The organism is Rhodococcus sp. KBW08, from assembly GCF_003852455.1.
In the GTDB taxonomy this organism is placed as follows: Bacteria; Actinomycetota; Actinomycetes; order Mycobacteriales; family Mycobacteriaceae; genus Rhodococcus_F; species Rhodococcus_F baikonurensis.
Genome location: NZ_QAJJ01000028.1, coordinates 174517 through 199633 on the forward strand (window position 1 = coordinate 174517; position 25117 = coordinate 199633).

Annotated in this window: 25 protein-coding genes and 1 tRNA gene; 22 read left to right on the forward strand and 4 right to left on the reverse strand. The window is 62.5% G+C overall.

Annotation, left to right across the window (positions count from 1 at the left end):
* Nucleotides 1–99 precede the first annotated feature (99 nt).
* The 4 genes from DBV08_RS29785 to thyX are packed head-to-tail and all read right to left on the reverse strand — an operon-like array spanning nucleotide 100 to nucleotide 4494.
* Complete coding sequence (locus tag DBV08_RS29785; RefSeq protein ID WP_095970582.1) at nucleotides 100–723, reverse strand: TIGR03085 family metal-binding protein; 624 nt, start codon at nucleotides 721–723, stop codon at nucleotides 100–102.
* A gap of 59 nt (nucleotides 724–782) precedes the next feature.
* Nucleotides 783–2792 carry a ribonuclease J gene (locus DBV08_RS29790; protein ID WP_095970583.1) on the reverse strand — a complete coding sequence of 670 codons (2010 nt, stop codon included), beginning with the start codon at nucleotides 2790–2792 and terminating at the stop codon, nucleotides 783–785.
* Nucleotides 2793–3698, reverse strand: coding sequence for a 4-hydroxy-tetrahydrodipicolinate synthase (gene dapA / locus DBV08_RS29795; RefSeq protein ID WP_003942142.1), 906 nt, complete (start codon nucleotides 3696–3698; stop codon nucleotides 2793–2795). It lies immediately after the preceding gene.
* A gap of 43 nt (nucleotides 3699–3741) precedes the next feature.
* Nucleotides 3742–4494 carry an FAD-dependent thymidylate synthase gene (gene thyX / locus DBV08_RS29800; protein WP_095970584.1) on the reverse strand — a complete coding sequence of 251 codons (753 nt, stop codon included), beginning with the start codon at nucleotides 4492–4494 and terminating at the stop codon, nucleotides 3742–3744.
* 153 nt (nucleotides 4495–4647) lie between these two features.
* Between thyX and DBV08_RS29805 the strand changes: the two genes are divergently transcribed.
* From DBV08_RS29805 to DBV08_RS29910, 22 genes are all read left to right on the forward strand, one after another.
* The gene (locus tag DBV08_RS29805) at nucleotides 4648–5127 is read left to right on the forward strand and encodes a toxin-antitoxin system HicB family antitoxin (RefSeq protein WP_095970585.1); all 480 of its coding nucleotides are present in this window, start codon (nucleotides 4648–4650) and stop codon (nucleotides 5125–5127) included.
* Nucleotides 5128–5214: 87 nt separating this feature from the next.
* On the forward strand, nucleotides 5215–5649 hold the full coding sequence (locus DBV08_RS29810) for an SRPBCC family protein (protein WP_095970586.1): 435 nt from the start codon (nucleotides 5215–5217) through the stop codon (nucleotides 5647–5649).
* Between the two features lie 180 nt (nucleotides 5650–5829).
* Complete coding sequence (locus DBV08_RS29815) at nucleotides 5830–6222, forward strand: response regulator transcription factor (RefSeq protein ID WP_095970743.1); 393 nt, start codon at nucleotides 5830–5832, stop codon at nucleotides 6220–6222.
* Between the two features lie 228 nt (nucleotides 6223–6450).
* Complete coding sequence (locus tag DBV08_RS29820) at nucleotides 6451–6810, forward strand: NADH-quinone oxidoreductase subunit A (RefSeq protein ID WP_124569764.1); 360 nt, start codon at nucleotides 6451–6453, stop codon at nucleotides 6808–6810.
* A gap of 80 nt (nucleotides 6811–6890) precedes the next feature.
* Nucleotides 6891–7445: an NADH-quinone oxidoreductase subunit B family protein gene (locus DBV08_RS29825; RefSeq protein WP_095970587.1), complete on the forward strand. Its 555-nt coding sequence runs from the start codon at nucleotides 6891–6893 to the stop codon at nucleotides 7443–7445.
* On the forward strand, nucleotides 7442–8104 hold the full coding sequence (locus DBV08_RS29830; RefSeq protein ID WP_095970588.1) for an NADH-quinone oxidoreductase subunit C: 663 nt from the start codon (nucleotides 7442–7444) through the stop codon (nucleotides 8102–8104). Before DBV08_RS29825 ends, DBV08_RS29830 begins: the two co-directional genes overlap by 4 nt.
* On the forward strand, nucleotides 8104–9435 hold the full coding sequence (gene nuoD, locus DBV08_RS29835; protein ID WP_095970589.1) for an NADH dehydrogenase (quinone) subunit D: 1332 nt from the start codon (nucleotides 8104–8106) through the stop codon (nucleotides 9433–9435). Before DBV08_RS29830 ends, nuoD begins: the two co-directional genes overlap by 1 nt.
* Nucleotides 9432–10256 carry an NADH-quinone oxidoreductase subunit NuoE gene (gene nuoE / locus DBV08_RS29840; RefSeq protein ID WP_095970590.1) on the forward strand — a complete coding sequence of 275 codons (825 nt, stop codon included), beginning with the start codon at nucleotides 9432–9434 and terminating at the stop codon, nucleotides 10254–10256. Before nuoD ends, nuoE begins: the two co-directional genes overlap by 4 nt.
* Before the next feature lies 1 nt (nucleotide 10257).
* Nucleotides 10258–11577, forward strand: coding sequence for an NADH-quinone oxidoreductase subunit NuoF (gene nuoF / locus DBV08_RS29845; RefSeq protein ID WP_124569765.1), 1320 nt, complete (start codon nucleotides 10258–10260; stop codon nucleotides 11575–11577).
* On the forward strand, nucleotides 11574–14003 hold the full coding sequence (locus DBV08_RS29850; protein ID WP_124569766.1) for an NADH-quinone oxidoreductase subunit G: 2430 nt from the start codon (nucleotides 11574–11576) through the stop codon (nucleotides 14001–14003). Before nuoF ends, DBV08_RS29850 begins: the two co-directional genes overlap by 4 nt.
* Nucleotides 14000–15340, forward strand: coding sequence for an NADH-quinone oxidoreductase subunit NuoH (nuoH, locus tag DBV08_RS29855; protein WP_124569767.1), 1341 nt, complete (start codon nucleotides 14000–14002; stop codon nucleotides 15338–15340). Before DBV08_RS29850 ends, nuoH begins: the two co-directional genes overlap by 4 nt.
* The gene (gene nuoI, locus DBV08_RS29860) at nucleotides 15333–15890 is read left to right on the forward strand and encodes an NADH-quinone oxidoreductase subunit NuoI (RefSeq protein ID WP_124569768.1); all 558 of its coding nucleotides are present in this window, start codon (nucleotides 15333–15335) and stop codon (nucleotides 15888–15890) included. The genes nuoH and nuoI overlap by 8 nt, the downstream gene beginning before the upstream one ends.
* Entirely contained in the window at nucleotides 15887–16684 is a 798-nt protein-coding gene (locus DBV08_RS29865; protein WP_124569769.1) for an NADH-quinone oxidoreductase subunit J, read from the forward strand. Before nuoI ends, DBV08_RS29865 begins: the two co-directional genes overlap by 4 nt.
* Nucleotides 16681–16980: an NADH-quinone oxidoreductase subunit NuoK gene (gene nuoK, locus DBV08_RS29870; protein WP_003942238.1), complete on the forward strand. Its 300-nt coding sequence runs from the start codon at nucleotides 16681–16683 to the stop codon at nucleotides 16978–16980. Before DBV08_RS29865 ends, nuoK begins: the two co-directional genes overlap by 4 nt.
* A 1-nt stretch (nucleotide 16981) precedes the next feature.
* Nucleotides 16982–18874: an NADH-quinone oxidoreductase subunit L gene (gene nuoL / locus DBV08_RS29875; protein WP_124569770.1), complete on the forward strand. Its 1893-nt coding sequence runs from the start codon at nucleotides 16982–16984 to the stop codon at nucleotides 18872–18874.
* An 8-nt stretch (nucleotides 18875–18882) separates the two neighbouring features.
* Nucleotides 18883–20487 (forward strand): NADH-quinone oxidoreductase subunit M, encoded by a 1605-nt coding sequence (locus DBV08_RS29880; RefSeq protein ID WP_124569781.1) that lies wholly within the window; start codon nucleotides 18883–18885, stop codon nucleotides 20485–20487.
* A complete protein-coding gene (nuoN, locus tag DBV08_RS29885) occupies nucleotides 20484–22079 on the forward strand; it encodes an NADH-quinone oxidoreductase subunit NuoN (protein WP_124569771.1) in 1596 nt (531 codons plus the stop codon). Before DBV08_RS29880 ends, nuoN begins: the two co-directional genes overlap by 4 nt.
* Before the next feature lie 4 nt (nucleotides 22080–22083).
* Nucleotides 22084–22767: a lysoplasmalogenase gene (locus DBV08_RS29890; protein ID WP_095970598.1), complete on the forward strand. Its 684-nt coding sequence runs from the start codon at nucleotides 22084–22086 to the stop codon at nucleotides 22765–22767.
* Between the two features lie 30 nt (nucleotides 22768–22797).
* Nucleotides 22798–23382, forward strand: a complete 585-nt coding sequence (locus DBV08_RS29895; protein WP_124569772.1) for an RNA polymerase sigma factor — start codon at nucleotides 22798–22800, stop codon at nucleotides 23380–23382.
* Nucleotides 23379–24098: a hypothetical protein gene (locus DBV08_RS29900; protein ID WP_124569773.1), complete on the forward strand. Its 720-nt coding sequence runs from the start codon at nucleotides 23379–23381 to the stop codon at nucleotides 24096–24098. Before DBV08_RS29895 ends, DBV08_RS29900 begins: the two co-directional genes overlap by 4 nt.
* A 20-nt stretch (nucleotides 24099–24118) precedes the next feature.
* The gene (locus DBV08_RS29905) at nucleotides 24119–24745 is read left to right on the forward strand and encodes a trans-aconitate 2-methyltransferase (protein ID WP_095970601.1); all 627 of its coding nucleotides are present in this window, start codon (nucleotides 24119–24121) and stop codon (nucleotides 24743–24745) included.
* A gap of 103 nt (nucleotides 24746–24848) precedes the next feature.
* A tRNA-Cys gene (locus DBV08_RS29910) sits at nucleotides 24849–24919 on the forward strand.
* Nucleotides 24920–25117: the final 198 nt, after the last annotated feature.

Below are 25117 nucleotides of genomic sequence, written 5' to 3' on the forward strand. Positions count from 1 at the left end.
CCATCTGGACCATCCGCAACACCAGCAACACTGGTCGCGAGTGCGAAACGTGATCTTCACAACCCGTCTGCGGAGCTCCACTCAGGTTGAAAAAGGCAATCAGAAACTGCGATCGAGCGCCATCACAGATTGAACGTCGGCCAGTTCACCTTTGGCTTCGATCTGCACTTCGTTGCGACCGAAAGCATGCAGCAACAACTCGGCGGGTTCACCTTGTAGAACAACACTGCGAGAGCCGGATTTGTGGACGACCGCACTCTCGCCGGAGGGAAGTTCGAAAATTACCTCGACAGCGGCCTTGCGGTAGCCCATCTTGCCGACCTGGCGTGCGTACTTCCACAGCTGAGCCTGCCGACCCTCCGACAACGGACGCGGCGCCCAGTTCAGGTGTGCGCGTCGTACATCTTCGTGGTGGACGAACATCTCCGTGGTGTTCACCTGCGCGTCGAGCCAGTACATCGGCGACCACCGCGGCGGCCCACTCCGAACGTCGTCGAGGATTTCCTCCCACGGACGCGCCGCTGCGGACTTTCGCACGCTCTCGGTGTGTCCGGCAAGAGGGCTCAACATGATTCCGGGAGCGGCGTCGAGACGCCGCTCCCGGACGATCAAGTGTGCTGCCAGGTCGCGATTGGTCCACTCCCCACACAGTGTCGGTGCATCGGGGCCGAATTCGACCATGCTGTCCACCAGGGCGAGTCGTTCGTCATGAGCGAAGGTCACCTTCGCCAAAGTACTCGAACCGGACCGGGTTCGAGCGTAAGCGACCTGCTGTGCCGAATCTACGGAACCGCGATGACCGTCGGGATGATCATCGGACGGCGGCGGTACTTGTCCGCGACCCAACGTCCGACGACGCGGCGCACGGACTGAGCGATGCGATGAGCGTCGATGACGCCTTCGCTCGCCAGGCGTGCCAGGTCGGATTCCACGAGATCCGCGGCGTCCTTGAGTGCCGTCGGATCGTCGGAGAACCCGCGACCGGACACCTCGGGAGTACTGACCGCGCGGCCCGTCGACTCGTTGATGACGATGGTGATGGCGATGAAGCCGCCCTCACCGAGCACGAGGCGATCGGACAGCGTCGGCTCACCGACGTCACCGACGGAGAGACCGTCGACGTAGACGTGTCCGACCGGTACGCGTCCGACGATCTCGGCGAGGCCGTCGACCATGTCGACCACTACGCCGTCCTCGGCCAGCACGATGCGCTCTTCCGGAACGCCGGTTGCCTTGGCGAGCGCTGCGTTCGCACGCAGGTGACGCCATTCGCCGTGAACAGGCATGGCGTTGGTGGGCCGAACCGCGTTGTAGAGGTACAGCAGCTCACCGGCGGACGCGTGGCCCGAGACGTGAACCTTGGCGCTCTGCTGAGTCACGACGGTGGCACCGCGCTTGGCCAGACCGTTGACCACGGCGAAAACGGAGTTCTCGTTGCCCGGGATCAGAGACGACGCGAGAACGACCAGGTCGTTGGCGCGGATGTTGATCTGGCGGTGTTCGCCGCGAGCCATCCGCGAGAGCGCTGCCAACGGCTCACCCTGCGAACCCGTGGAGATGAGAACGAGGCGATCGTCGGGAAGGGTGGCGGCGGTGTCGATGTCGACGACCAGGCCGTCGGGCACCGTGAGGTAGCCGAGATCCTGTGCGATCTGCATGTTGCGGACCATCGAGCGGCCGACGAAGACGATGCGGCGGTTGTACCGAGCAGCAACGTCGACGACCTGCTGGATGCGGTGCACGTGGCTGGCGAACGACGCCACGATGACACGCTGCTTCGCCTTGCCGATGACGTTGTCGAGCACTCCCCCGATTTCGCGCTCGGGGGTGACGAATCCCGGAACCTCGGCGTTGGTCGAGTCGACGAGGAACAGGTCGACGCCCTCGTCGCCCAGGCGGGAGAATCCGGCGAGGTCGGTCAGGCGGCCGTCGAGAGGCAGCTGATCGAGCTTGATGTCACCGGTGTGCAGGACAACGCCGGCGTCGGTGCGAATCGCGATCGCGAGAGCGTCGGGAATCGAGTGGTTGACCGCGAAGTACTCGCAGTCGAACGGGCCGTGGGTGGTCGTGTTTCCCTCGACGACCTCGACGAGGTTCGGACGCAGGCGATGCTCGCGGCACTTGGCGGCAACCAGGGCGAGAGTGAACTTCGCGCCGATGACCGGAATGTCCGCACGCAGGCGCAGCAAGAACGGCAGAGCACCGATGTGGTCCTCGTGTCCGTGAGTCAAGATGACGGCTTCGACGTCGTCCATACGGTCTTCGATGTAGCGGAAGTCCGGGAGGATCAGGTCGACGCCGGGCTGCTGGTCCTCGGGGAACAGCACACCGCAGTCGACGATCAGCAGCTTGCCGCGGTGCTCGAACACCGTCATGTTGCGACCGATTTCGCCGATGCCACCCAGAGCGACGATGCGCAGACCCGATGCCGGTGCCTTCGGGGGTGTTCCGAGGCGACCCGTCGGATCGACGGCCGGACGGTTCTCGGGGCGCTTGTTTCCGCGTCCGTTGCCCGTCTTCGACGCTGCCGGACGGTTACCGCCGGAAGATTTGCGGGGCGACCTGTCTTCGGCCGACTTCTTCGGCGCAGCAGATTTGGAGGCTGCGGACTTGGCTGGTGCAGACTTGCTTGCTGCGGCCTTCTTGGGCGGGGCGGCTGCGGCGGGGGCCGCTTCTGCCGCCGGCGCAGCTGGTGCCTCTACCGGCGCGGCCTTCGCGGCCGTTTCGGGAGCCGGAGGCGAAGGCGGACCGGCTTGACGACTGGCACTACGACGTCGGGGGGGACGGGTCATTTACAAAACTCCTGCCGCATGCAGATCGGCGGCAAGACCGTCGATCTGCTCTTTAGTGGGTGCAACCTGCGGAAGGCGTGGTTCTCCGACATCGATTCCGATGAGTCGCAGACCCGCCTTCGAAGCGCTGACACCGCCGAGGCGGGCAACGGAACGAATCACAGGGATCAAACTGAGGTTTATCTCGCGTGCGCGGGCGATGTCGCCGGACACGAACGCGGTGTGAAGGTCACGGAGGCGACCCGGAACAAGGTGGCCGATGACACTGACGAAGCCGGTAGCACCGACAGCGAGCCACGGCAGGTTCAGGGGGTCGTCACCGGAGAAGAACTGAAGCTCGGTGGTGCCGATCAACTCTGCGCCGGCGTTGAGGTCTCCCTTGGCATCCTTGACGGCCTTGATTCGCGGGTGCTCGGCGAGTCGGCGGATCGTCTCGGTCTCGATGGGAACGACGGAGCGGGGCGGAATGTCGTACAACATGACGGGCAGGTCGGTCGCGTTGGCGACAGCAGTGAAGTGCGCAAAGAGTCCGGCCTGAGGCGGACGCGAGTAGTACGGGGTGACGACGAGCAGACCGTGCGCGCCGGCGCGGGCCGCATCACGGGCGAGTTCGACGCTGTGCGCGGTGTCGTTACTGCCGGCGCCTGCGACGATCTTGGCGCGGTTGCCGACGGCGTCGATCACAGCGCGGAGCAGGTCGAGCTTCTCGGACTCGGTGGTGGTGGGAGACTCACCGGTGGTACCGGCAAGAACGAGGCCGTCGCAGCCGTTGTCGACGAGATGGGCTGCGAGGCGCACTCCCGCGTCGACGTCCAACTTCCCGTCGGCAGTGAACGGGGTCACCATCGCAACGGAAATGGTGCCGAACGGACGCTCGACAAGAGAAGCGGAATCACCGTAGGTCATGGTCAGAAGGTTACCCGGTTCAGCTCTTACTTCTGCACACGAGTCACGACTCGGCCGCAAATGCGCTGACGGCGATTTCCGATCCGTCGCTTCCGCGGAGAATCTCGTAGTCCCCGAACACATTTGGCGCGACGTCGCGAAGCTGACGTAGGCACTCGACCGCGACTCGCCGGATCTCGACGTCGGCATGTTCGGTGGCGCGCATCTCGACGAAGTGCCGCCATGCCCGATAGTTCCCCGTCACGACCAAGCGCGTCTCGGTTGCGTTGGGCAGCACCGAGCGCGCGGCTTGCCTGGCTTGCTTCCCCCGCATCGGGGCACCGGGCACTGATTGCAATTTCCCCTCGAGGGCGGTCAGCAGCTCGCCGTACGCTCGACGGCTCTCGTCGGTGGCAGACAGAAACAGTGCTTCGAGCTCGGGATCACCTTCGACGGCGGGAGGCACAACGACGTTCGCATCATTCTCGCGGACGAATCGCTGCGAGAGTTGCGAGTACGAGAAGTGCCGGTGACGAATCAATTCGTGAGTGCACGAGCGCGAGATACCGGTGATGTAGAAGCTCACGGTTGCATGCTCGAGCACCGAGACGTGCCCGACCTCGAGCAGATGCCGTAAATATCCGGCGTTCGTTGCCGTTCGCGGATTCGGTTTGGACCAACTCTGGTAGCAGGCTCGGCCGGAGAACTCGACGAGTGCTTCGCCGCCATCCGCGTCCGTCTCCCACGGAATGTCCTCGGGCGGGAAGAACTCGGACTTCGCCACCAACTGCACTTTCAGCGACACCGTGTTCGGCACAACCCACTCCTCGCAAGCACAAACCGACAAGCACAAAACCTGGGCGCCGTTCGCCTCAGGTGCTGGGCAACTCTATAGCGGTCGCCCACCCCCGAGATCGAGTGACGTCACCACATCCTTGACTGACGTCACTTTTGACGTCACTCTGGTGTCATGGACATTTCGGAGTACACCGCAAAGCTGCAGAATGACCTCGTCACCGCAGCCGAACTCGGCGACGACCACACGCGCCGGATTGCGGCGTCGTTGTCCGCCGCCATCGAACCCTCGGTCCGCCTGGTCTTGTTGGCCGCAGCGACGGAGTTGGCCAAGGAGATCGGGACCAAACTCGACGGCCGCGAGGTCAGAGTCAATCTCGACGGCAACGAGATCGTGACCGACGTCGTCCGCCCGACGAATCCGATCGACGGCGAGGGCGCAGACGAGAAAGCAGGCGACGAGAAGAAGGACTCCCCCTACTCGTTCGACGACGTCAGCGGAGATATCAGCCGAGTGACGTTGAGGATGATGGAGCAGATCAAAGCCCGCGCCGAGGAGGCAGCCAATCAGAACGGAGTTTCCCTCAACTCGTGGGTTTCACAAGCCGTTCAGGGCGCGTTGCGGGACCAGATGCGCAAGAACGGCATGGACTAGTTCGACGCCACCCCGATCGCCGAATGATCTAATTGCGCAACTGCAGTAATCACGAACCGTTGCCGCAAGGCGAGAAGGAGCACGTTCATGGCCGTTTCGGGCGTCAAGGAATTCGAGATCAAGGCCGATCCGGCGACGGTGATGCAGGCCGTCGCCGCGGTCGATCGACTGCCGGAGTGGTCGTCTGCGCACAAGAAGATCACCATTGAAAGCACCCACGACGACGGACGCCCGCATCGCGTTCGCATGGCCGTGTCCATTCTCGGAATCAACGACGAGCAGGTAGTCGACTACACCTTCGAGGGCGACGAGAAGGTGACCTGGACCCTTGTCGAGAGCGGCCAGCAGAACCAGCAGGACGGCTCGTACGTCTTGACGCCCACCGACAGTGGAACCAAGGTCACCTTCGAACTGACCATCGATCCCAAGATTCCGCTGCCCGGTTTCCTGGTGAAGAAAGCGCAGAAGACGGCCCTGGAAACGGCAAGCAAGGGTCTGACGAAGTTCGTCGAAAACTTCTGAGCACACACGTAATTCAGGCGGCCCTTACTTCGGCGTTCATCGCCGGGTAGGGGCCGTTCGCTGTGAAGCCGAGCTGCGATTTCGCGGAAGTTCTTGCCGATGTCGAACATTCGCCGGTAGCCGGTGACCGCCCGGAGTAACGTCGGCCGCGTGTCCGCCGAGACCGCAGAGCCCAACTCCATGGCACCCGTGCGCATCCTCGTCTACAGCGACGACGCACACACGCGCGAGCAAGTTCGGCTCGCGCTCGGAGAGCGCCCACATCCTTCGATGCCCACCATCGACTACGTCGAGGTCGCGACGGCGCCGATCGTCGTCGACAAGCTTGATGCCGGCGGAATCGATCTCGCCATCCTCGACGGTGAGGCGAGTCCGGCGGGCGGCATGGGCGTCGCGAAACAACTCAAGGACGAGATCGTCGACTGTCCACCGATCCTCGTACTGACCGGTCGACCCGACGACGCGTGGCTGGCGTCGTGGTCCAGAGCGGAAGCCTCAGTGCCGCAGCCGATAGATCCGATTGAACTCTCTTCCGCCGTCATCGCGCTTCTGCGTCGGCAACTGAGCCGGTGAGCACCCGTTGCAGCGGTGATTCGTTGCGGCGCCGACTACTTCGGGCTTTCGCGAGCGAAACTCGGCACCTCGAAAATCAACCCAATGTCGGAGGCCTCCCCTAGTGTGGGTGTCGCAGGTCACATAAGTGGTGAATTGCTGGCAGTATCGAATTCGAACGGCACCTTCGGGTTAACGGCACCTTCGGGCTAGGCGGACATCCGCACAGCGGAGAGGAGTTCGGGTGACATGAACGCTTACATCCCCATTCTCGTTCTCGGGGTCATCGCGATGGCCTTCGCCGTGGTGTCGGTTGTTCTCGCGTCCGTGGTCGGCCCGAAGCGGTACAACAGGGCAAAGCTCGAAGCGTACGAATGCGGAATCGAACCGGCACCCCGCACCGCTGGTGGCGGACGGTTTCCCGTCAAGTTCTATCTGACGGCGATGCTGTTCATCATTTTCGACATCGAGATCGTCTTCCTCTATCCGTGGGCCGTGCATTTCGATTCGCTCGGCTTGTTCGGTCTAGCGGCCATGTGCCTTTTCATAGTCAACGTTTCGGTCGCATACGCATACGAATGGCGACGAGGCGGTCTCGGTTGGGACTAGCTGGACGAGTAGACGATCAACACAAAGAAGTCAGACAAAACCGGTCACACCGAAGCTGTTACGACTGAAAAGAGTCGGATATGGGTCTCGAAGAAAAGCTCCCCAGCGGATTTCTACTGACCACGGTCGAGGGCCTTGCAGGTTATGTCCGCAAAGGTTCACTGTGGCCTGCCACCTTCGGGCTCGCGTGCTGCGCCATCGAGATGATGGCAACCACATCCGGCCGCTTCGACCTGGCGCGGTTCGGCATGGAGGCCTTCCGCGCGTCGCCGCGACAGGCAGATCTTCTGATCGTGGCCGGGCGGGTCAGTCAAAAGATGGGCCCGGTACTTCGTCAGGTCTACGACCAGATGGCCGAGCCGAAATGGGTTCTGGCCATGGGTGTGTGCGCGTCGTCCGGCGGAATGTTCAACAACTATGCAGTGGTTCAGGGCGTCGACCACATCGTGCCGGTCGACATCTACCTGCCCGGCTGTCCGCCGCGGCCGGAGATGCTCCTGAACGCGATCATCGAACTGCACCGAAAGATCCAGGAGATGCCCCTCGGCGTGAACCGCGAAGAGGCACGCGCGGCAGCCGAGCGCGCCGCACTGGCATCCACCCCCACCATCGATATGAAGGGGCTTCTGCGATGACCTCGGGTAACACCGGCGCGAGAGGGATGTTCGGGGTCCGCGGAACTGGCGACACCTCGGGCTACAGCAGGCTCGCCCCTCCGATCTCTCTGGAGGACAAGGCTTCTCGACCTTTCGGCGGATATTTCGATGCAGTCGCGGATTCCTTGGACGCGGCATTGAGCAGCGCGGGTGGCACTTTCACCGATGCAGTCGAGCGAGTAGTGATCTTTCGAGACGAGATGACGCTGCACGTCGAACGCTCCCACCTGCCGCAGGTTGCGCGCAGACTGCGCGACGAACCGGATCTTCGCTTCGAGCTCTGCCTGGGTGTCGACGGAGTGCACTACCCGCAGGACACCGGTCGTGAACTGCACGCCGTGTATCCACTTGCCTCTATCACGCACAACCGACGAATCAGGCTGGAAGTATCTGTGCCGGATTCCGATCCGCATATTCCGTCGATCGTCGGGATCTACCCGACCAATGACTGGCATGAACGCGAGACGTACGACTTCTTCGGGATCGTCTTCGACGGTCATCCGGCCCTGACCCGCATCGAGATGCCAGACGACTGGAAGGGGCACCCACAGAGGAAGGATTATCCGCTCGGCGGTATCCCGGTCGAGTACAAGGGCGCCCAGACTCCGCCTCCCGACGAGCGTAGGTCGTACAACTGATGAACGAGACGACAGGAACCAACTCCGGTGCCGCGACGGAAACCGTCGTCACAGCATCGGGACAGGACTGGGACGACATAGTCACCGCGGCCGCCCGCCAGCGAACCGGCGAGGCCGAACGGATCGTGGTCAACATGGGTCCGCAGCATCCGTCCACTCACGGGGTCTTGCGCCTCATTCTCGAAATCGAGGGTGAGACGGTCGTGGAAGCTCGATGTGGAATCGGATACCTGCACACCGGAATCGAGAAGAATCTCGAATTCCGGAACTGGACGCAGGGCGTCACTTTCGTTACTCGAATGGACTACCTGTCACCGTTCTTCAACGAAACCGCGTACTGCCTCGGGGTCGAGAAACTTCTCGACATCACCGACGACATTCCGGAGCGAGCCACCGTCATTCGCGTGATGATGATGGAACTCAATCGGATCTCGTCACATCTTGTCGCCCTGGCGACCGGCGGGATGGAACTGGGCGCCGTGACGGCGATGCTGTTCGGATTCCGCGAACGCGAATTGATTCTGGACGTGTTCGAGACGATCACCGGACTGCGGATGAATCACGCCTACATCAGGCCGGGCGGTCTCGCTCAAGATCTACCCGACGGGTCGGTCGCGAAGATTCGACACCTGTTGAAAGTCCTACCGAAGCGGTTGCGTGACGTCGAACTGATGCTCAGCGACAACTCCATCTGGAAGGCCCGCACCCAGGGAATCGGATATCTCGATCTGACCGGCTGTATGGCGCTCGGGGTGACAGGACCGGTCCTTCGCGCCACGGGTCTCCCCCACGATCAGCGTCGAGCGCAGCCCTACTGCGGCTACGAGAACTACGAGTTCGACGTCGTGACGCACGACGGATCGGATTGCTACGGAAGATACGTCATCCGCGTCGAGGAGATGAAGGAGTCCCTCAAGATCGTCGAGCAGTGCCTCGACAAGCTCCAACCCGGGCCGGTCATGGTGGAAGACAGGAAGATCGCCTGGCCTGCCGATCTCGCCGTCGGACCGGATGGCCTCGGCAACTCGCAGAAGCACATCGCCAAGATCATGGAATCCTCCATGGAAGGTCTCATTCACCATTTCAAACTGGTCACCGAGGGTATCCGCGTGCCGCCCGGTCAGGTGTACGTCGCCGTCGAGTCTCCACGTGGAGAGCTGGGGGTGCACATGGTCAGCGACGGGGGAACCCGGCCGTACCGCGTCCATTTCCGGGATCCGTCATTCACCAACCTTCAAGCGGTGGCGGCGATGTGTGAGGGAGGCATGGTGTCCGACGTGATCGCCTCGGTTGCCAGTATCGATCCCGTCATGGGCGGAGTGGACCGATGACCGGCCCGAACGGCTCGTCACGGGTGTTCATCGAACTCGGGCCGCGCCCGGAGGAGCCCACGCAACTGGTACGTCCTGGCGCACGATCGAGCTATCCACCCGACGTCCTCGCCCGACTCGACGCCGACGCCGAAACCCTGGTCGCTCGTTACCGTGAGCCTGACGCCGCCGCGACCACCAGTCGATCTGCCCTCCTGCCACTCCTTCATCTCGTGCAGTCCGAGGACGGTTACATCACCCCGGCCGGGATCGATTTCTGCAGTGCCAAGCTGGGTTTGACGGGCGCCGAGGTCGCCGCCGTTTCCACCTTCTACTCCATGTATCGCCGGGGGCCGACGGGTGAGTATCTGGTCGGAGTCTGCACCAACACGCTGTGCGCGATCATGGGCGGAGACGACATCCTCGCGGCACTCGAAGAGCACCTGGGCTCGACAGGCTCCAGAGACGAAGGCGGACAATCCATCTCGACGTCCGACGGCAAGATCACCCTCGAACACATCGAGTGCAATGCGGCGTGCGACTACGCCCCCGTCGTGATGATCAACTGGGAGTTCTTCGACAACCAGACTCCGGAATCGGCGCGCTCACTTGTCGATGCGCTCCGCGCCGGAGAACGCGTGACTCCCAGTCGCGGTGCCACACTGTGTTCGTTCCGACAGACCGCGCGCACCTTGGCCGGTTTCCCGGATACGAGAATCGAAGCAGCCGAAGCACAAACCATCGGCGGGGCAACTCTTGCCGGACTACGTATCAGCCGATCTCACGACGACAACCCACCCGGCTCGGCCTCCGCGGCCGACACTCCCGGCGAAGGGAAGTGACATGACACTCGCCCCCGTCCTGAGTCGCTATTGGGATCAACCGAATTCGTGGACCCTCGACAGCTACCTACGTCACGACGGTTATCAGGCCCTACGCAAAGCGCTCGACGGCTCCCCCGATGCCGTGATCGAGACGGTCAAGGACGCGGGCCTTCGGGGGCGCGGCGGCGCCGGGTTCCCGACAGGCCTCAAGTGGAGCTTCATCCCGCAGACCTCTGCAGACAAGCCCGGAGACGGAAAGCCGCATTACCTCGTCGTCAACGCCGACGAGTCCGAGCCGGGCACATGCAAGGACATGCCCTTGATGATGGCGACTCCCCACACGTTGGTGGAGGGCGTCATCATCGCGGCGTACGCAATTCGAGCAGCGAAGGCGTTCATCTACGTCAGAGGCGAGGTTGTCCCGGTTCTGCGACGCCTGCAGACCGCCGTCGCCGAGGCTTACGCGGCCGGATATCTGGGCCGCAACGTTCTCGGTTCGGGTTTCGATCTGGATCTCGTCGTCCATGCCGGAGCCGGCGCCTATATCTGCGGGGAAGAGACGGCCCTCCTCGATTCGTTGGAGGGACGACGCGGTCAGCCTCGACTGCGGCCGCCGTTCCCCGCTGTCGCCGGTCTCTATGCCTGCCCGACCGTGGTCAACAACGTCGAGTCCATCGCGAGTGTTCCGTCGATCGTCCTGGGCGGCCCGGAGTGGTTCCGGTCGATGGGATCTGAGAAGTCACCGGGATTCACGCTGTATTCGCTCTCGGGCCATGTCACCACGCCCGGCCAGTACGAGGCTGAACTCGGGATCACTCTGCGCGAGCTGCTCGAATACGCAGGCGGGGTTCGCGCTGGACACACACTCAAATTCTGGACTCCCGGCGGATCGTCGACGCCGATCTTCACCGAGGAACATCTCGATGTACCACTCGACTACGAGGGCGTCGGCGCCGCGGGATCGATGCTGGGCACCAAGGCACTGCAGATATTCGACGACACAACCTGCATCGTGCGCGCAGTGTTGCGATGGACCGAGTTCTACGCCCACGAATCCTGCGGCAAGTGCACGCCGTGCCGCGAAGGTACGTACTGGCTGGTGCAGATCCTGCGGCGACTCGAAGGTGGAACAGGAACCGAAGCCGATCTCACCAAACTTCTCGACATCTCCGACACGATCCTCGGAAAGTCCTTCTGTGCGTTGGGTGACGGAGCGACCAGCCCGATCATGTCCTCCCTGAAGTACTTCCGTGAGGAATACGTAGCGCATTTCGACGGCAACGGATGCCCGTTCGATCCTCGCCGGTCCGTACTCGCGACAGGAGCGTTCGTCTCATGACTGCAGCCGACGCCACCACGAATGCCACCACCGGAGCCGATGCGGCACCGCCGACCGATCTCGTCACTCTCACCGTCGACGGCCGCGAACTCCAGGTACCCAAGGGCACGTTGATCATTCGCGCTGCGGAAATGATCGGCACCCAGATTCCGCGGTTCTGCGATCATCCCCTTCTGGATCCGGTCGGTGCTTGCCGTCAGTGCATCGTGGAAGTCGAAGGTCAGCGCAAGCCGGTGGCGTCCTGCACGACACCGGTTGCGGACGGAATGGTGGTCACCACACAGCTCACGTCGCCTGTGGCCGAGAAGGCCCAACGCGGGGTGATGGAACTCCTGCTCATCAACCACCCTCTGGACTGCCCCGTGTGCGACAAGGGCGGCGAGTGTCCGCTCCAGAACCAGGCGATGTCGACCGGTCGCACCGAATCCCGGTTCGGCGAGGAGAAAAGAACCTACCCCAAGCCCATCCCCCTCTCGTCCGAGATCCTCCTCGACCGCGAGCGTTGTGTCCTGTGCGCCAGATGCACGCGATTCTCGAGTCAGATCGCCGGCGACCCGTTCATCGAACTCCTCGAGCGCGGCGCGCTTCAACAGGTCGGGATCTACGCCAACGAGCCCTTCGAGTCCTACTTCTCGGGCAACACCATCCAGGTTTGCCCGGTCGGTGCGCTCACCAGTACGGCATACCGATTCCGGGCGCGACCGTTCGATCTGGTGTCCAGCCCCAGCGTGTGTGAACACTGCGCCGACGGATGTGCCCAGCGCACCGACCACCGTCGCGGCAAGGTTCTTCGTCGCCTCGCCGGCGACGACCCCGACGTCAACGAGGAGTGGAACTGCGACAAGGGCCGTTTCGCTTTCACGTACACGACCCAAGGTGACCGGATCACCACTCCCCTCATCCGCAACGCTGACGGCGAATTGATTCCGGCGTCGTGGCCCATGGCACTCGACCTCGTTGCGCGATCCTTCGCGCAGGCCCGCGGTGACGCAGGCGTACTCGTCGGTGGGCGCTCGACCAGGGAGGACGCCTACGCCTACAGCAAGTTCGCGCGAGTTGCCCTCACTACCAACAACATCGACTTCCGAATCCGTGCTCATTCGGCCGAAGAGAGCGGTTTCCTCTCAGCTCACGTCGCGGGCCGCACGCTCGAAGAGTCGGTGACGTACCAGGATCTCGAATCTGCCCCGACTGCATTGCTGGTAGCTCTCGAGCCCGAGGAGGAGTCACCGATCGTCTTTCTGCGGCTACGCAAAGCCGCTCGTTTCGGCAAGACAACCGTGCTCTCCTGCGCGCCATTCGCTACTCGGGGCCTGCAGAAGATGGGCGGCACTTTGCTTCGGACCGTTCCCGGAAGTGAAGCAGCTCTGATGGATTCGTTGGCCCGCCTGGAAAGTGCGGAGGGACAGCTTCTCCGACGGCCCGGTGCGGTGATCCTGTTGGGCGAACGACTCGGTGAGGTGGCGGGCGGCTTCTCGGCCGCGGTCCGTCTCGCCGAAGCGACGGGAGCTTCTCTGGCTTGGGTCCCCCGCCGCGCTGGTGATCGCGGCGCCGTCGAGGCCGGCGCGCTACCGGGACTGCTTCCCGGTGGACGCCTCGTTGCGGACGCGATGGCACGTCGAGAGGTGGAATCGGTGTGGGACGCCCCCATCCCGACGTCCGACGGTCGCGATACCACGAGCCTCCTGGATTCGGGGCAGACGACTGCTGCGCTACTGATCGGCGGCGTCGAGTTGAGTGACCTACCGAACCCGGCGAAGGCACGCGCCGCGATCGAAGCCGCCGGATTCGTGGTGAGCTTGGAAATCCGTCACAGCGAAGTCACCGAACTCGCCGACGTCGTCTTCCCGGTGGCACCGGTCGCCGAGAAGCCCGGAACCTTCCTCGACTGGGAAGGCCGCGAGCGTGTGTTCGACACGGCATTGAGAACAACAGGCGTAATGCCCGATCAGCGCGTTCTCCACGCGATCGCAGCCGAGATGGGTATCGATCTTGGCCTGCCCGACGCAGCTTCTGCGCGCGCGGAGATACACCGCCTCGGAGCATGGTCCGGATCGCGCCCCACCCCACCCCAGGTACCGGCAGCAACCGCGCCGTCACCGGCGCAAGGCGAAGCGGTGTTGTCGAGTTGGCGGATGTTGCTCGACAATGGTCGTTTGCAGGACGGCGAACCCAACCTGGCCGGTACTGCTCGATCCCCCCTCGTGCGTTTGTCGGCCGAGACCGCCGCCGAGATCGAAGCCGATAACGGTGATCAGGTTGCCGTGTCGACTGAATCCGGCACCGTCACTTTGCCGTTGGAAATCACCGAACTACCACCTCGAACTGTCTGGTTGCCGCTCAATTCACCGGGTAGCACCGTCTACGAAACACTCTGCGCCACCGCGGGATCTGTCGTGAAGATCGCGAAGGCGGGAACGCAATGACCGCCCACGAGTACGAGAGCGTCGCTGCGCCGGTCGACCTGTCGGCGTTCGGGCACGACCCATGGTGGTTGGTGATCGGCAAGGCGCTCGCCATCTTCGTGTTCCTCGTACTCACCCCGCTGGTGGCGATTTACGCGGAACGAAAAGTGATGGCGCGCATGCAGATGCGTGTCGGACCGAACCGCGTCGGCCCCCGCGGAATGCTCCAGAGTCTCGCTGACGGAATCAAGCTCGCCCTCAAGGAAGGCATCACGCCGACCGGCGCCGACAAGCCGATTTATCTGCTCGCGCCCGTGATCGCGGTCGTCCCGGCGTTCATGGCGTTTGCCGTCATTCCGTTCGGTCCGCAGGTGTCGATCTTCGGAACCCGGTCACCTCTGCAACTGACCGATCTGCCGGTCGGCGTTCTCTACATCCTGGCCGTGACCTCGATCGGTGTGTACGGCATCGTGCTTGCCGGCTGGTCTTCGGGATCGACGTATCCACTACTGGGCGCACTTCGATCGACCGCGCAGGTCATCTCCTACGAGGTGGCGATGGGGTTGTCCTTTGCCGCCGTCTTCCTCTACGCCGGAACGATGTCCACGTCCGGCATCGTCAGCGCCCAACAGGGTGCCTGGTACATCTTTCTTCTGCTGCCCTCATTCCTGATCTACGTGACAGCGATGGTCGGCGAAACCAACCGAGCCCCTTTCGACCTTCCCGAGGCCGAAGGTGAGCTGGTTGGCGGGTTCCACACCGAGTACTCCTCACTCAAATTCGCGATGTTCATGCTGGCCGAGTACGTGAACATGGTGACGGTGTCCGCTCTGGCCACGACGCTGTTTCTGGGCGGGTGGCACGCACCGTTCCCGTTCAACCTGTGGGACGGCGCAAATTCCGGTTGGTGGCCCGTGCTGTGGTTCGTCGCCAAAGTGTGGGGCTTCCTCTTCGTCTTCATCTGGTTGCGCAGCACCCTTCCGCGGTTGCGCTACGACCAGTTCATGAATCTCGGCTGGAAGATTCTGATCCCCGCAGCCTTGGTGTGGGTGATGGTGATCGCGACCGTTCGTGCGTTCCGCAACGAGGGCTACAACACGTGGCTCGTACTCCTCGGCGTCGCACTGGTTCTCGGAGCTGGACTTTTGGCGGTGTTGGCCGGGACTTACCGCGGCCGACGCCGAACTGCCTCGTCGGTGCCCGATTCGGAGCTCCTGCCTTTCGATGGTCTGTCGGGTGGCTTCCCGGTTCCACCGCTCCCAGGTCAATCACTGCCGGCCCGAAAACTGCCGGGTCAGAACGTGCCACCGCCGCGGCGCACAGATGTTTCCGACACATCGGAGGACTCCCATGCCTGATTTCCTCGGACCTATCGCGGGTTTCGGAGTGACGCTCTCGACCATGTTCAAGAAACCCGAGACCGAGTTCTATCCGGAGGAGAAGCGCCCCACCGCGCCCGGATACCACGGTCGCCATCAACTCAACCGGTATGCGGACGGACTCGAGAAGTGCATCGGTTGCGAGCTGTGTGCCTGGGCCTGCCCCGCCGATGCGATCTACGTCGAGGGCGCTGACAACACCGAAGAAGAACGGTTCTCCCCCGGTGAGCGCTACGGGCAGGTGTATCAGATCAACTACCTGCGGTGCATCGGCTGCGGCCTCTGCGTCGAGGCCTGCCCCACTCGGGCCCTCACGATGACCAACGAATACGAAATGGCCGACGATAACCGAGCTGGGTTGATCTACGAGAAAGACCAACTGCTCGCGCCCCTGAAACCCGACATGGCAGCGCCACCACACGCGCTGCGTCCCGGCACAACTCAGGACGACTACTACCGCGGCGACATCGCAGCAGCACCCGAACGAGCGGCACCCGAGCAAGAGCCGAACCCGGAGGCCGAGAAATGATCGGGGCGGTCACGACCACGATCCTGGCGGAGGGAACGATGACATCGACCTCCACCGGCGAGGCGGTGCAATTCTGGATCCTCGGAACCCTTACGGTGATCAGCGCTTTGGGTGTCGTCGCCGCCCCCAAGGCCGTCTACTCTGCGCTCTTCCTCGCGATGACGATGATCATCCTGGCCGTGTTCTACATCGTGCAGGGCGCGCTGTTCCTGGGTGTCGTCCAGATCGTCGTCTACACCGGCGCGGTGATGATGTTGTTCTTGTTCGTCCTAATGCTCGTGGGCGTCGATTCTTCGGACTCCTTGGTCGAAACACTACGGGGACAACGAGTCAGCGCGATCGTGATCGGCGTCGGCTTCGGGTTGCTGCTCATCGGCGGACTCGGAAATGCGTCGATCTCGGGCTTCACCGGTTTCACCGGACTCGACCAGGGCAACATCGACGCTCTCGCCGATCTCATCTTCATCCGCTACGTCTGGGCCTTCGAACTGACCGGAGCACTACTGATCACGGCGACACTGGGCGCCATGATGCTCGCGCACCGGGAGAAGATCGGAGCCACGCTCAGCCAACGCGAACTCTCGCAGCAACGGTTCACGTACCTGGGCAGTGATGAGAGCAATCCCGAAAAGGGCTCCGCCACTCCACTCCCGAGTCCCGGTGTGTACGCACGTCACAACGCGGTGGACATGCCGGCCTTGTTGCCGGACGGATCGTTCTCGGCCCTTTCTGTCAGCAGCGCGCTCACTCCGCGATCCCCGGATCCGAGTACCGGTGAGGAGTCTCAGCGATGAATCCCGAGAACTACCTGTACCTATCCGTCCTGTTGTTCACCATCGGGGCCGCGGGAGTCCTCCTGCGCCGCAACGCCATCGTGGTGTTCATGTGTATCGAATTGATGCTCAACGCCGCCAACCTGGCGTTCGTGACCTTCGCGCGCATGCACGGCAATCTGGACGGCCAGATCTTCGCCTTCTTCACGATGGTGGTCGCTGCGGCCGAAGTAGTCGTCGGTCTGGCAATCATCATGATCATCTTCCGATCTCGGCGTTCTGTATCCGTCGACGACGCAGACCTGCTGAAGTACTGACATGTCAGGAGGAATCACGTCCGCCATCTGGTTGCTCCCCGCTCTGCCGCTGTGCGGCGCCGCTGTCCTTTTGCTGGCCGGTCGTCGCACGAACGCGTGGGGTCACCTACTCGCCTGCGTCATGGCTCTCGCGTCGTTTGTCGTCGCAGTGGTGTTTTTCATCGCCATGCTCGGCCGCGACACCGCCGACCGCACCGTCACCGAGCACCTGTTCAATTGGGTCCCGGTCGACAGTCTTCAGGTCGAGTTCGGACTGCAGCTGGACCAACTGTCGATGTGTTTCGTTCTGCTCATCACCGGTGTAGGTTCACTGATCCACATCTACTCGGTCGGCTACATGGCGCACGACCCCGAGCGTCGAAAGTTCTTCGCGTACCACAATCTTTTCCTCGCTGCGATGCTGCTCCTCGTGCTCGCCGACAACTTCCTCGGACTCTACGTCGGCTGGGAAGGCGTCGGTTTGGCGTCATACCTGCTCATCGGATTCTGGCAGCACAAGCCGTCGGCGGCGACGGCGGCCAAAAAGGCTTTTGTCGTCAATCGGGTGGGCGACATCGGATTGATGATCGCAATGATGTTGATGTTCAGCACCTTCGGCTCGCTCGCGTTCAGCAACGTCTTCGCCGACGCGTCCGGCGCAAGCGAAGGTGTCCTGACGGCGATCGGTCTCATGCTCCTCCTCGCTGCGTGCGCGAAGTCCGCCCAGGTGCCGCTGCAGTCGTGGCTCGGCGACGCAATGGAGGGCCCCACCCCCGTATCGGCCCTTATTCATGCTGCCACGATGGTCACTGCCGGTGTGTACCTGATCGTGCGCTCCAATCCGATCTTCGATCTCGCACCCGACGCTCAGCTCGTGGTTGTCATCGTCGGTGCGGTGACGCTCTTGTTCGGTGCAGTCATCGGCTGCGCGAAGGACGACATCAAGAAGGCCCTCGCGGCGTCGACCATGAGTCAGATCGGTTACATGGTCCTGGCCGCGGGACTCGGACCAGCCGGATACGCCTTCGCAATCCTTCATCTGATCACCCACGGATTCTTCAAGGCGGGCCTGTTCCTCGGCGCAGGCTCCGTGATGCACGCGATGAACGACGAAACCGACATGCGGCGCTACGGCGGACTCCGAGCGTTCATGCCACTGACTTTTGTCACGTTCGGGCTCGGTTACCTTGCCATCATCGGTGTTCCGCCGTTTGCCGGGTTCTTCTCCAAGGACAAGATCATCGAGGTTGCAATCGGCGAGGGTGGCGTCAAGGGGGTGGTGCTGGGCATTGTCACGCTCTTGGGTGCGGCGCTCACTGCCTTCTACATGACCCGCGTGATGCTGATGACCTTCTTCGGGAAGGCCCGCTGGGAGAACCAGAAACCTCACGAATCTCCGGCGGTGATGACGTCACCGATGATCATCTTGGCGGTGGGGTCCGTCGGCGCCGGCCTGCTCCTGACCATCGGGTCCAGCTTGCAGAACTGGCTCGAACCGGTTGTCGGCTCCCATCACGTCGAACCGCCGATACCCGCATGGTCGATCACCGCGCTGGCACTGCTCGCAGTTGCCGCCGGCATCGCGATTGCTTATCGCGAGTACGCCACCCGGGAGATTCCACTGGTGGCACCGACTCCGGTTTCACCGTTGACCGTTGCGGCTCGCCACGATCTGTACGGTGACGCCTTCAACGAGACGGTGTTCATGAAGCCGGGACAACAACTCACCAAGTCGTTGGAAGTGGTCGACACCAAGGGAATCGGCGGCGTCGTAGGCAGCTTTGCGGTGGTCGTCACCGGGTTGTCCGCGCTCACGCGGAGATTGCAGACCGGGTTCGTTCGTTCGTACGCGCTGGTGATGTTTGTCGGAGCAACACTCGTGGTCGCGACAATGATGGCGGTGACACTGTGGTGATCGAAACTGTGGTGATCGAAGCAGCGGTGAGCGACTCTGTGACCAATGCCGGCTTCCCCGCCTTGACGGTGCTCTGGCTGCTTCCGCTCATCGGAGCTGGTGTTGTCCTCGCTCTGCCGGCACGGTCGTACCAATTTGCGAAGTCCCTCGCGTTCTCTGTCTCCGTGGTGGTTCTGGTGGTCGCCGCCGGGCTCGGAGTTGCGTTCGACCGCGGCGGCGAGCAGTTTCAGTTCGTCGAAAGTCACAGCTGGATACCGGCATTCGGTACGACCTACACACTCGGACTCGACGGCATCGCCCTCGTTCTGGTTCTCCTGACCGCCGTGCTGGTCCCACTGCTTCTGATCGCCGGCTGGAACGACGTCCCTGCAGACCCGGCATCACCCAAACGGATGCCGCACACCTATTTCGCTCTGATCCTTGTTGTCGAGTCCATGGTGATGATTTCGTTCAGCGCCTTGGACATTCTCCTGTTCTACATCTTTTTCGAGGCGATGCTGATACCGATGTATTTCCTCATCGGCGGGTTCGGTGGAGTGGGTAGATCTCGCGCTGCGGTGAAGTTTCTGCTCTACAACCTCCTCGGCGGCCTGGTCATGCTCGCTGCGGTCATCGGCCTGTACGTGGTCACCACCCGCGACGAGAGTCCCTTCACCAGCGGCACTTTCGATTTCCGGGCGATCGCCTCAGCGGCAAACAGCGGTGAACTCGGTGTGGGACCCGGGGTGCTCAACGCATTGTTCCTCGGATTCATGTTCGCGTTCGCGGTGAAAGCACCGCTCTGGCCGCTACACAGTTGGTTGCCGGACTCCGCGGTGGAATCGACTCCGTCGACAGCGGTGTTGATGATGGCGGTCGTGGACAAGGTGGGCACGTTCGCGATGATTCGCTACTGCCTGCAACTGTTCCCGGAGTCGTCGTCGACTTTTGCACCGTGGATCATCACGCTAGCTGTGATCGGTATCGTCTACGGCGCGATACTGGCTATCGCGCAGACAGACGTCATGCGCCTGATCGCCTACACGTCGATTTCACACTTCGGCTTCATCATTCTCGGTATCTTCGCGATGACCAGCCAGAGCCAGGCCGGTTCCGCGCTGTACATGGTCAACCACGGTGTCTCGACGGCGGCACTGTTCTTGATCGCGGGATTCCTGGTCTCACAGCGGGGTACGCGATCGATCGCAGCCTACGGCGGCGTTCAGAAAGTCGCACCCGTCCTGGCCGGGACCTTCCTCGTTGCGGGCCTGGCAACGCTGTCGCTGCCGGGTCTGGCTCCGTTCATCAGTGAATTCCTGGTGCTCGTCGGAACGTACTCGCGCTATCACGTCGCTGCCATCGCGGCGACTGCTGCGCTCGTGCTGTCCGCGATCTACATACTCTGGCTCTATCAGCGAATGATGGGCGGACCAGTGAAGGAAGGGCAGGGAACGATCCGCGACCTCGCGCGACGTGAGCTCGTGGTGGTCGCCCCTCTGATCGCTCTCCTGCTGCTTCTCGGCATCTACCCCAAGCCTGCCTTGGACGTCATCACTCCTGCAGTGAGCCACACGGTCGTCGACGAGGCGCCGACACCGCTTGTCGCCGACCACGAAGGAGGTGCCCACAAATGAGTTCCTTCACCGACGTGACCGTTCTCGGTTCAGCCGGTACGGCGTCACCCAGTATCGAATACAGCCTGCTCTCGCCGATGTTGATCGTGTTCGGTGTGGCGGTGCTCGGGGTACTCATCGAAGCGTTCGCGCCCAGGCGTATTCGATACCCCGTGCAACTCGTCCTCGGTGTCGCAGGTTTGGCGGCCGCATTCGTGGCAGTGCTTCTGCTGGCCGGTACGCGGTCGACGGCGATGATGGGTTCGGTAGCGGTCGACGGTCCGACGCTCTTCCTGCAGGCGACCATCCTTCTCGTGTCGATCCCCGCAGTACTGCTGATCGCCGAACGTGGATCGGGCAACACCGCCGAGGTGATCGCGCAACACGACGCGCTCGGCAGTTTCACTCCTCAAGCGTCGAGCGTCCCGGGAAGCGTTGCGGAACAAGAAGCAGTCAAGGTCGGTATCGCCCAGACCGAAGTCTTTCCGCTCACCCTCTTCGCGGTCGGCGGCATGCTCCTTTTTCCCGCGTCGAACGATCTGCTGACGATGTTCGTTGCGCTCGAGGTGTTCTCACTGCCTCTCTACCTCCTGTGCGGGCTGGCACGTCGACGTCGCCTACTCTCCCAGGAAGCTGCGCTCAAGTACTTTCTGCTCGGGGCATTTTCGTCGGCGTTCTTCGTTTTCGGAATCGCGTTGCTGTACGGCTATGCCGGGACGGTCACTCTCTCCGGTATCGCCGACGCAGCACGCATCGGGTCGGGGACCGATGCCTTCCTGTGGCTCGGGACAGCACTCGTGGCGGTGGGATTGCTGTTCAAAGTGGGTGCCGTGCCGTTCCATTCGTGGATTCCCGACGTCTATCAAGGGGCGCCGACGCCGATCACCAGTTTCATGGCGACGGCGACCAAGATCGCCGCATTCGGCGCCATCCTTCGTGTCTTCTACGTAGCCCTGCCCAACGAATACGTGAACTGGCGTCCGCTGATGTGGGCGGTCGCGATTCTCACGATGGTTGTCGGATCGATCGTCGCCGTGACGCAGACCGATATGAAGCGGATGCTGGCGTATTCGGCCATCGCACACACCGGATTCATTCTGACCGCAGTGGTTGCGGATTCGGACGCCGGCCTCGCGTCGGCGATGTTCTATCTTCTGGCTTACGGATTCAGCACAGTGGGCGCGTTCGCCGTCGTGAGTCTGGTTCGGGACGCAGACGGTGAGGTCGCGACGCTGACGCGCTGGGCCGGATTGGGCCGGCGCTCACCACTGGTCGGGGTCGTGTTTGCGCTGTTCCTGTTGGCTTTCGCCGGGATTCCGTTGACCAGTGGGTTCATCGGAAAGTTCGCGGTGTTCAGCGCGGCTGCCGAGGGTGGCGCCGCACCTCTGGTGATCGTCGGCGTCCTGTGCAGCGCAATCGCCGCGTACTTCTACGTGCGAGTGATCGTGTTGATGTTCTTCACCGAATCGGCCGCGGACGCTCCGACCGTCATGGTGCCGAGTGCGCTGACCAGCAGTGTGATCGGCCTCGGCGCCGGTGTCACGCTCATCCTCGGCATACTCCCCCAGCCGGCGCTCGACCTCGCCGAGCGTGCAGCGGACTTCGTACACTGAGGCGATGCGTGAATCCGATCGTTCTGCCGGACTGACCAGCATCATCCGGTCGCCCTGGTTCGTAGGGTTTTCCGCGGTAGCGATTATTCATCTGATCCTGAATGCCGCTGATGCTGAGCCCTGGGACGGGATCACCAAGGTCATGCTCGCGCCGATTCTGGCTGCCTGGGTTGTCGGTCATCGTGGACCGAGAATTGTTGCTGCTGCCTTGATTGCCTGCGCTTTCGGAGACCTGTTCCTGATCTGGGACTCCACATTCGTCATCGGGATGGCAGCCTTCGCGATCGGTCACCTCTGTTTCATCCGATTCTTTCTCTCGCACGGCGCTTTTCGGGAGATGCGAAGGCGGCCATGGTTTCTGTGCTCCTACACCGTCGCCGGGATCGCTCTTGTGTCGTATGCCTGGACCGGGCTCGAACCGGCACTTCGAATTGCCGTCCCCGTGTACGCCGCAATCCTGGTGGGAACCGCATCTACCGCACTGGCGTACAACACGATCACCGGTATCGGCGGCGCACTGTTCCTCGCCTCTGACGCCCTCATCCTGCTCGGTCAGGCGAACAAATGGCAGCCTGCCGCTGCCGGCATCTGGATCATGACGCTGTACATCCTGGCGTTGTTGCTTCTGACAGTCGGAATCCTCGGACGGAGTAGCACGGCAAACCGTCTACTGACGCCCACGCTGTAAGGATCAGCGACCAGCCGGACATCTCTTCACATGACGCCGAAAACCGAGGACAGGCCGCCACCGAGCGACGAAGAGCGTTTCACCGCCTTGTGGGACGACTACGCCGGTCGGGTGTTCGCGTATACCTGCCGCCACGTCGATCATCACAGCGCACAGGAAGTTGTCTCCGAGACGTTCCTCGTTGCCTGGCGACGCTTGGACGAAGTGCCCGAGCAGGCTCTGCCCTGGCTGTTGGTGGTAGCTCGAAACACCGTGAACAACAGCCGTCGAAGCGTTCGACGCAATGATGCGCTCACCGAGAAGATGCGACGAATCGAGCAGATTGCGGCATCGACGCCGGGCGCCGACGTCACTGTCACCGACCGCACGGAACTTCTCGAAGCACTGGCAACACTCACCGTCATCGAGCGTGAAGCTCTACTCCTGACTGCCTGGGACGGATTGACCGCCACCGAAGCAGCGCGGGTCGCCGGGTGTTCGGTGCCAGCCATGCACGTTCGTCTCTTTCGCGCTCGGCGTCGATTGAGCAGCGGTTTGACACCAGAATCCGTCACCGCGATCCCGATCAACGTCACTCGACCTTGCGCTGCCGCCGAACACGGGAGTACCCCATGAGCAAAGATCTTCTGACCACGCTCGAGATGCTGCGGCCGACCGATGCGGTTACCACAGAATTCTGGCCCGAGAAGGTCCAGGATGCCGCACGCACCCGAATCATGGCTACCGAAAACAACATTGGAGCAACCAAAACTCCACGCCGCCAAGTCGGTGCCCTCGTTCTCGTCGCGGCGATCTGCGCAGCAGTGGTGGTGGGCTGCGCCGCTGCCACGGCGATGATGCCGAAACCGTTTACCGACATGTACTCCGGTTGGCAGACGATGCCGGGAACCAACGGCGGAATAGATCCGTCCACCGCCGAGCGGGTCGGGTCCATTCCCGGACCTGACGGATCCCTGTTCAGCGTCTTCGTCGCCCACGGCGAGGACGGATGGAGGTGCGTCGCCCCGGTTTTCGAGCCGTCAGCCGACGTCGACAAGATTGGACCGTCGAAATTCACCAGCCTCGGACACGGCTGCAGATCGAACGACGACTTGTACGGCGCAGATTCATTCGGGGGCGGAGCCGGTTACGAAGCTGGCCCGCACGAGGCGACCTACGACGCAGGCGCGGGGGGCGCCGTTCGGGCCGAACTTCACACCGCTGATGGCAATATCTATCCCACAATTCTTGCCGAAGACCGCTTCTACGGGTGGATTCCATTGTCGCTCACATTCCCGCGTCCAACCCTCGTCGGATACGCCGCAGACGGGACGGTAGTCGGCACCCGGTGAGCTGTCGGTACCCTCGAAGAATGACTGCACAGGCCCCGAACGAGCGCGTCCCCAGCCAGTGGGAAGAGATCACTGCAGCCGACTCGACGCATTCCACACGGTATGTGGAGCGATTCCGTTCGATGAGAGCGGACGGCAAGGACATTGTCGGGGAAGCACGTTTGATCGACGCGATGCTCGGACGCAGTGGCCGGGTTCTCGATGCCGGGTGCGGGCCGGGCCGACTCGGCGGTTATCTGCACGACGTCGGTCATGTGGTTGTCGGAGTAGACGTCGACCCGGTTCTCATTGCTGCCGCGGAGGAGGACCACCCGGGCCCGACGTGGCTTGTCGGCGACCTCGCCGAGCTCGATCTACCCGCCCGCGGGGTCGAGGCGGATTTCGACGTCATCGTGTCGGCAGGCAATGTGATGGCATTTCTCGCCCCGTCCACCAGGCAGGCAGTGTTGGCAGGATTTGCTCGTCATCTCGCTCCGAGCGGCCGAGTGGTCATCGGATTCGGGGCCGGACGTGGCTACGAGTTCCCCGAGTTTCTCGCCGACGCGACCACGAGTGGTCTCGAGGTTGATCTGCTGCTCTCCACGTGGGATCTTCGCCCGTTCAAGGACAATTCCGAATTCCTGGTCGCGGTGTTCTCGCGCTCCTAGCCCGGCAGTTCACTGCTATACCAAGGGCCTGGCACACAGCGATCAACTCACTCTGATCACAATCATGGCAATTGTTGTTCACTACGAACATAATTGGATCAATGCGGGTGTGGCCGAGCGGCAAGGCAGCGGTCTGCAAAACCGTCCACGCAGGTTCGACTCCTGCCATCCGCTCCGCTTGCCAACCAACGATTCATGCCGCAACCCGCCCCCTACAAATGACATTCGGTGCACGCAGCCTGCATGACTCCGCAAGGTCTCCGTACAGAGCACTCGGGACAGTTACCCTCGATCGATGCACCCTCTGCACGCGACAGGACAGTTGCCTCCCGGACCGATGGCCTTACAGGTGAAACACCTCTGCATGGCGTT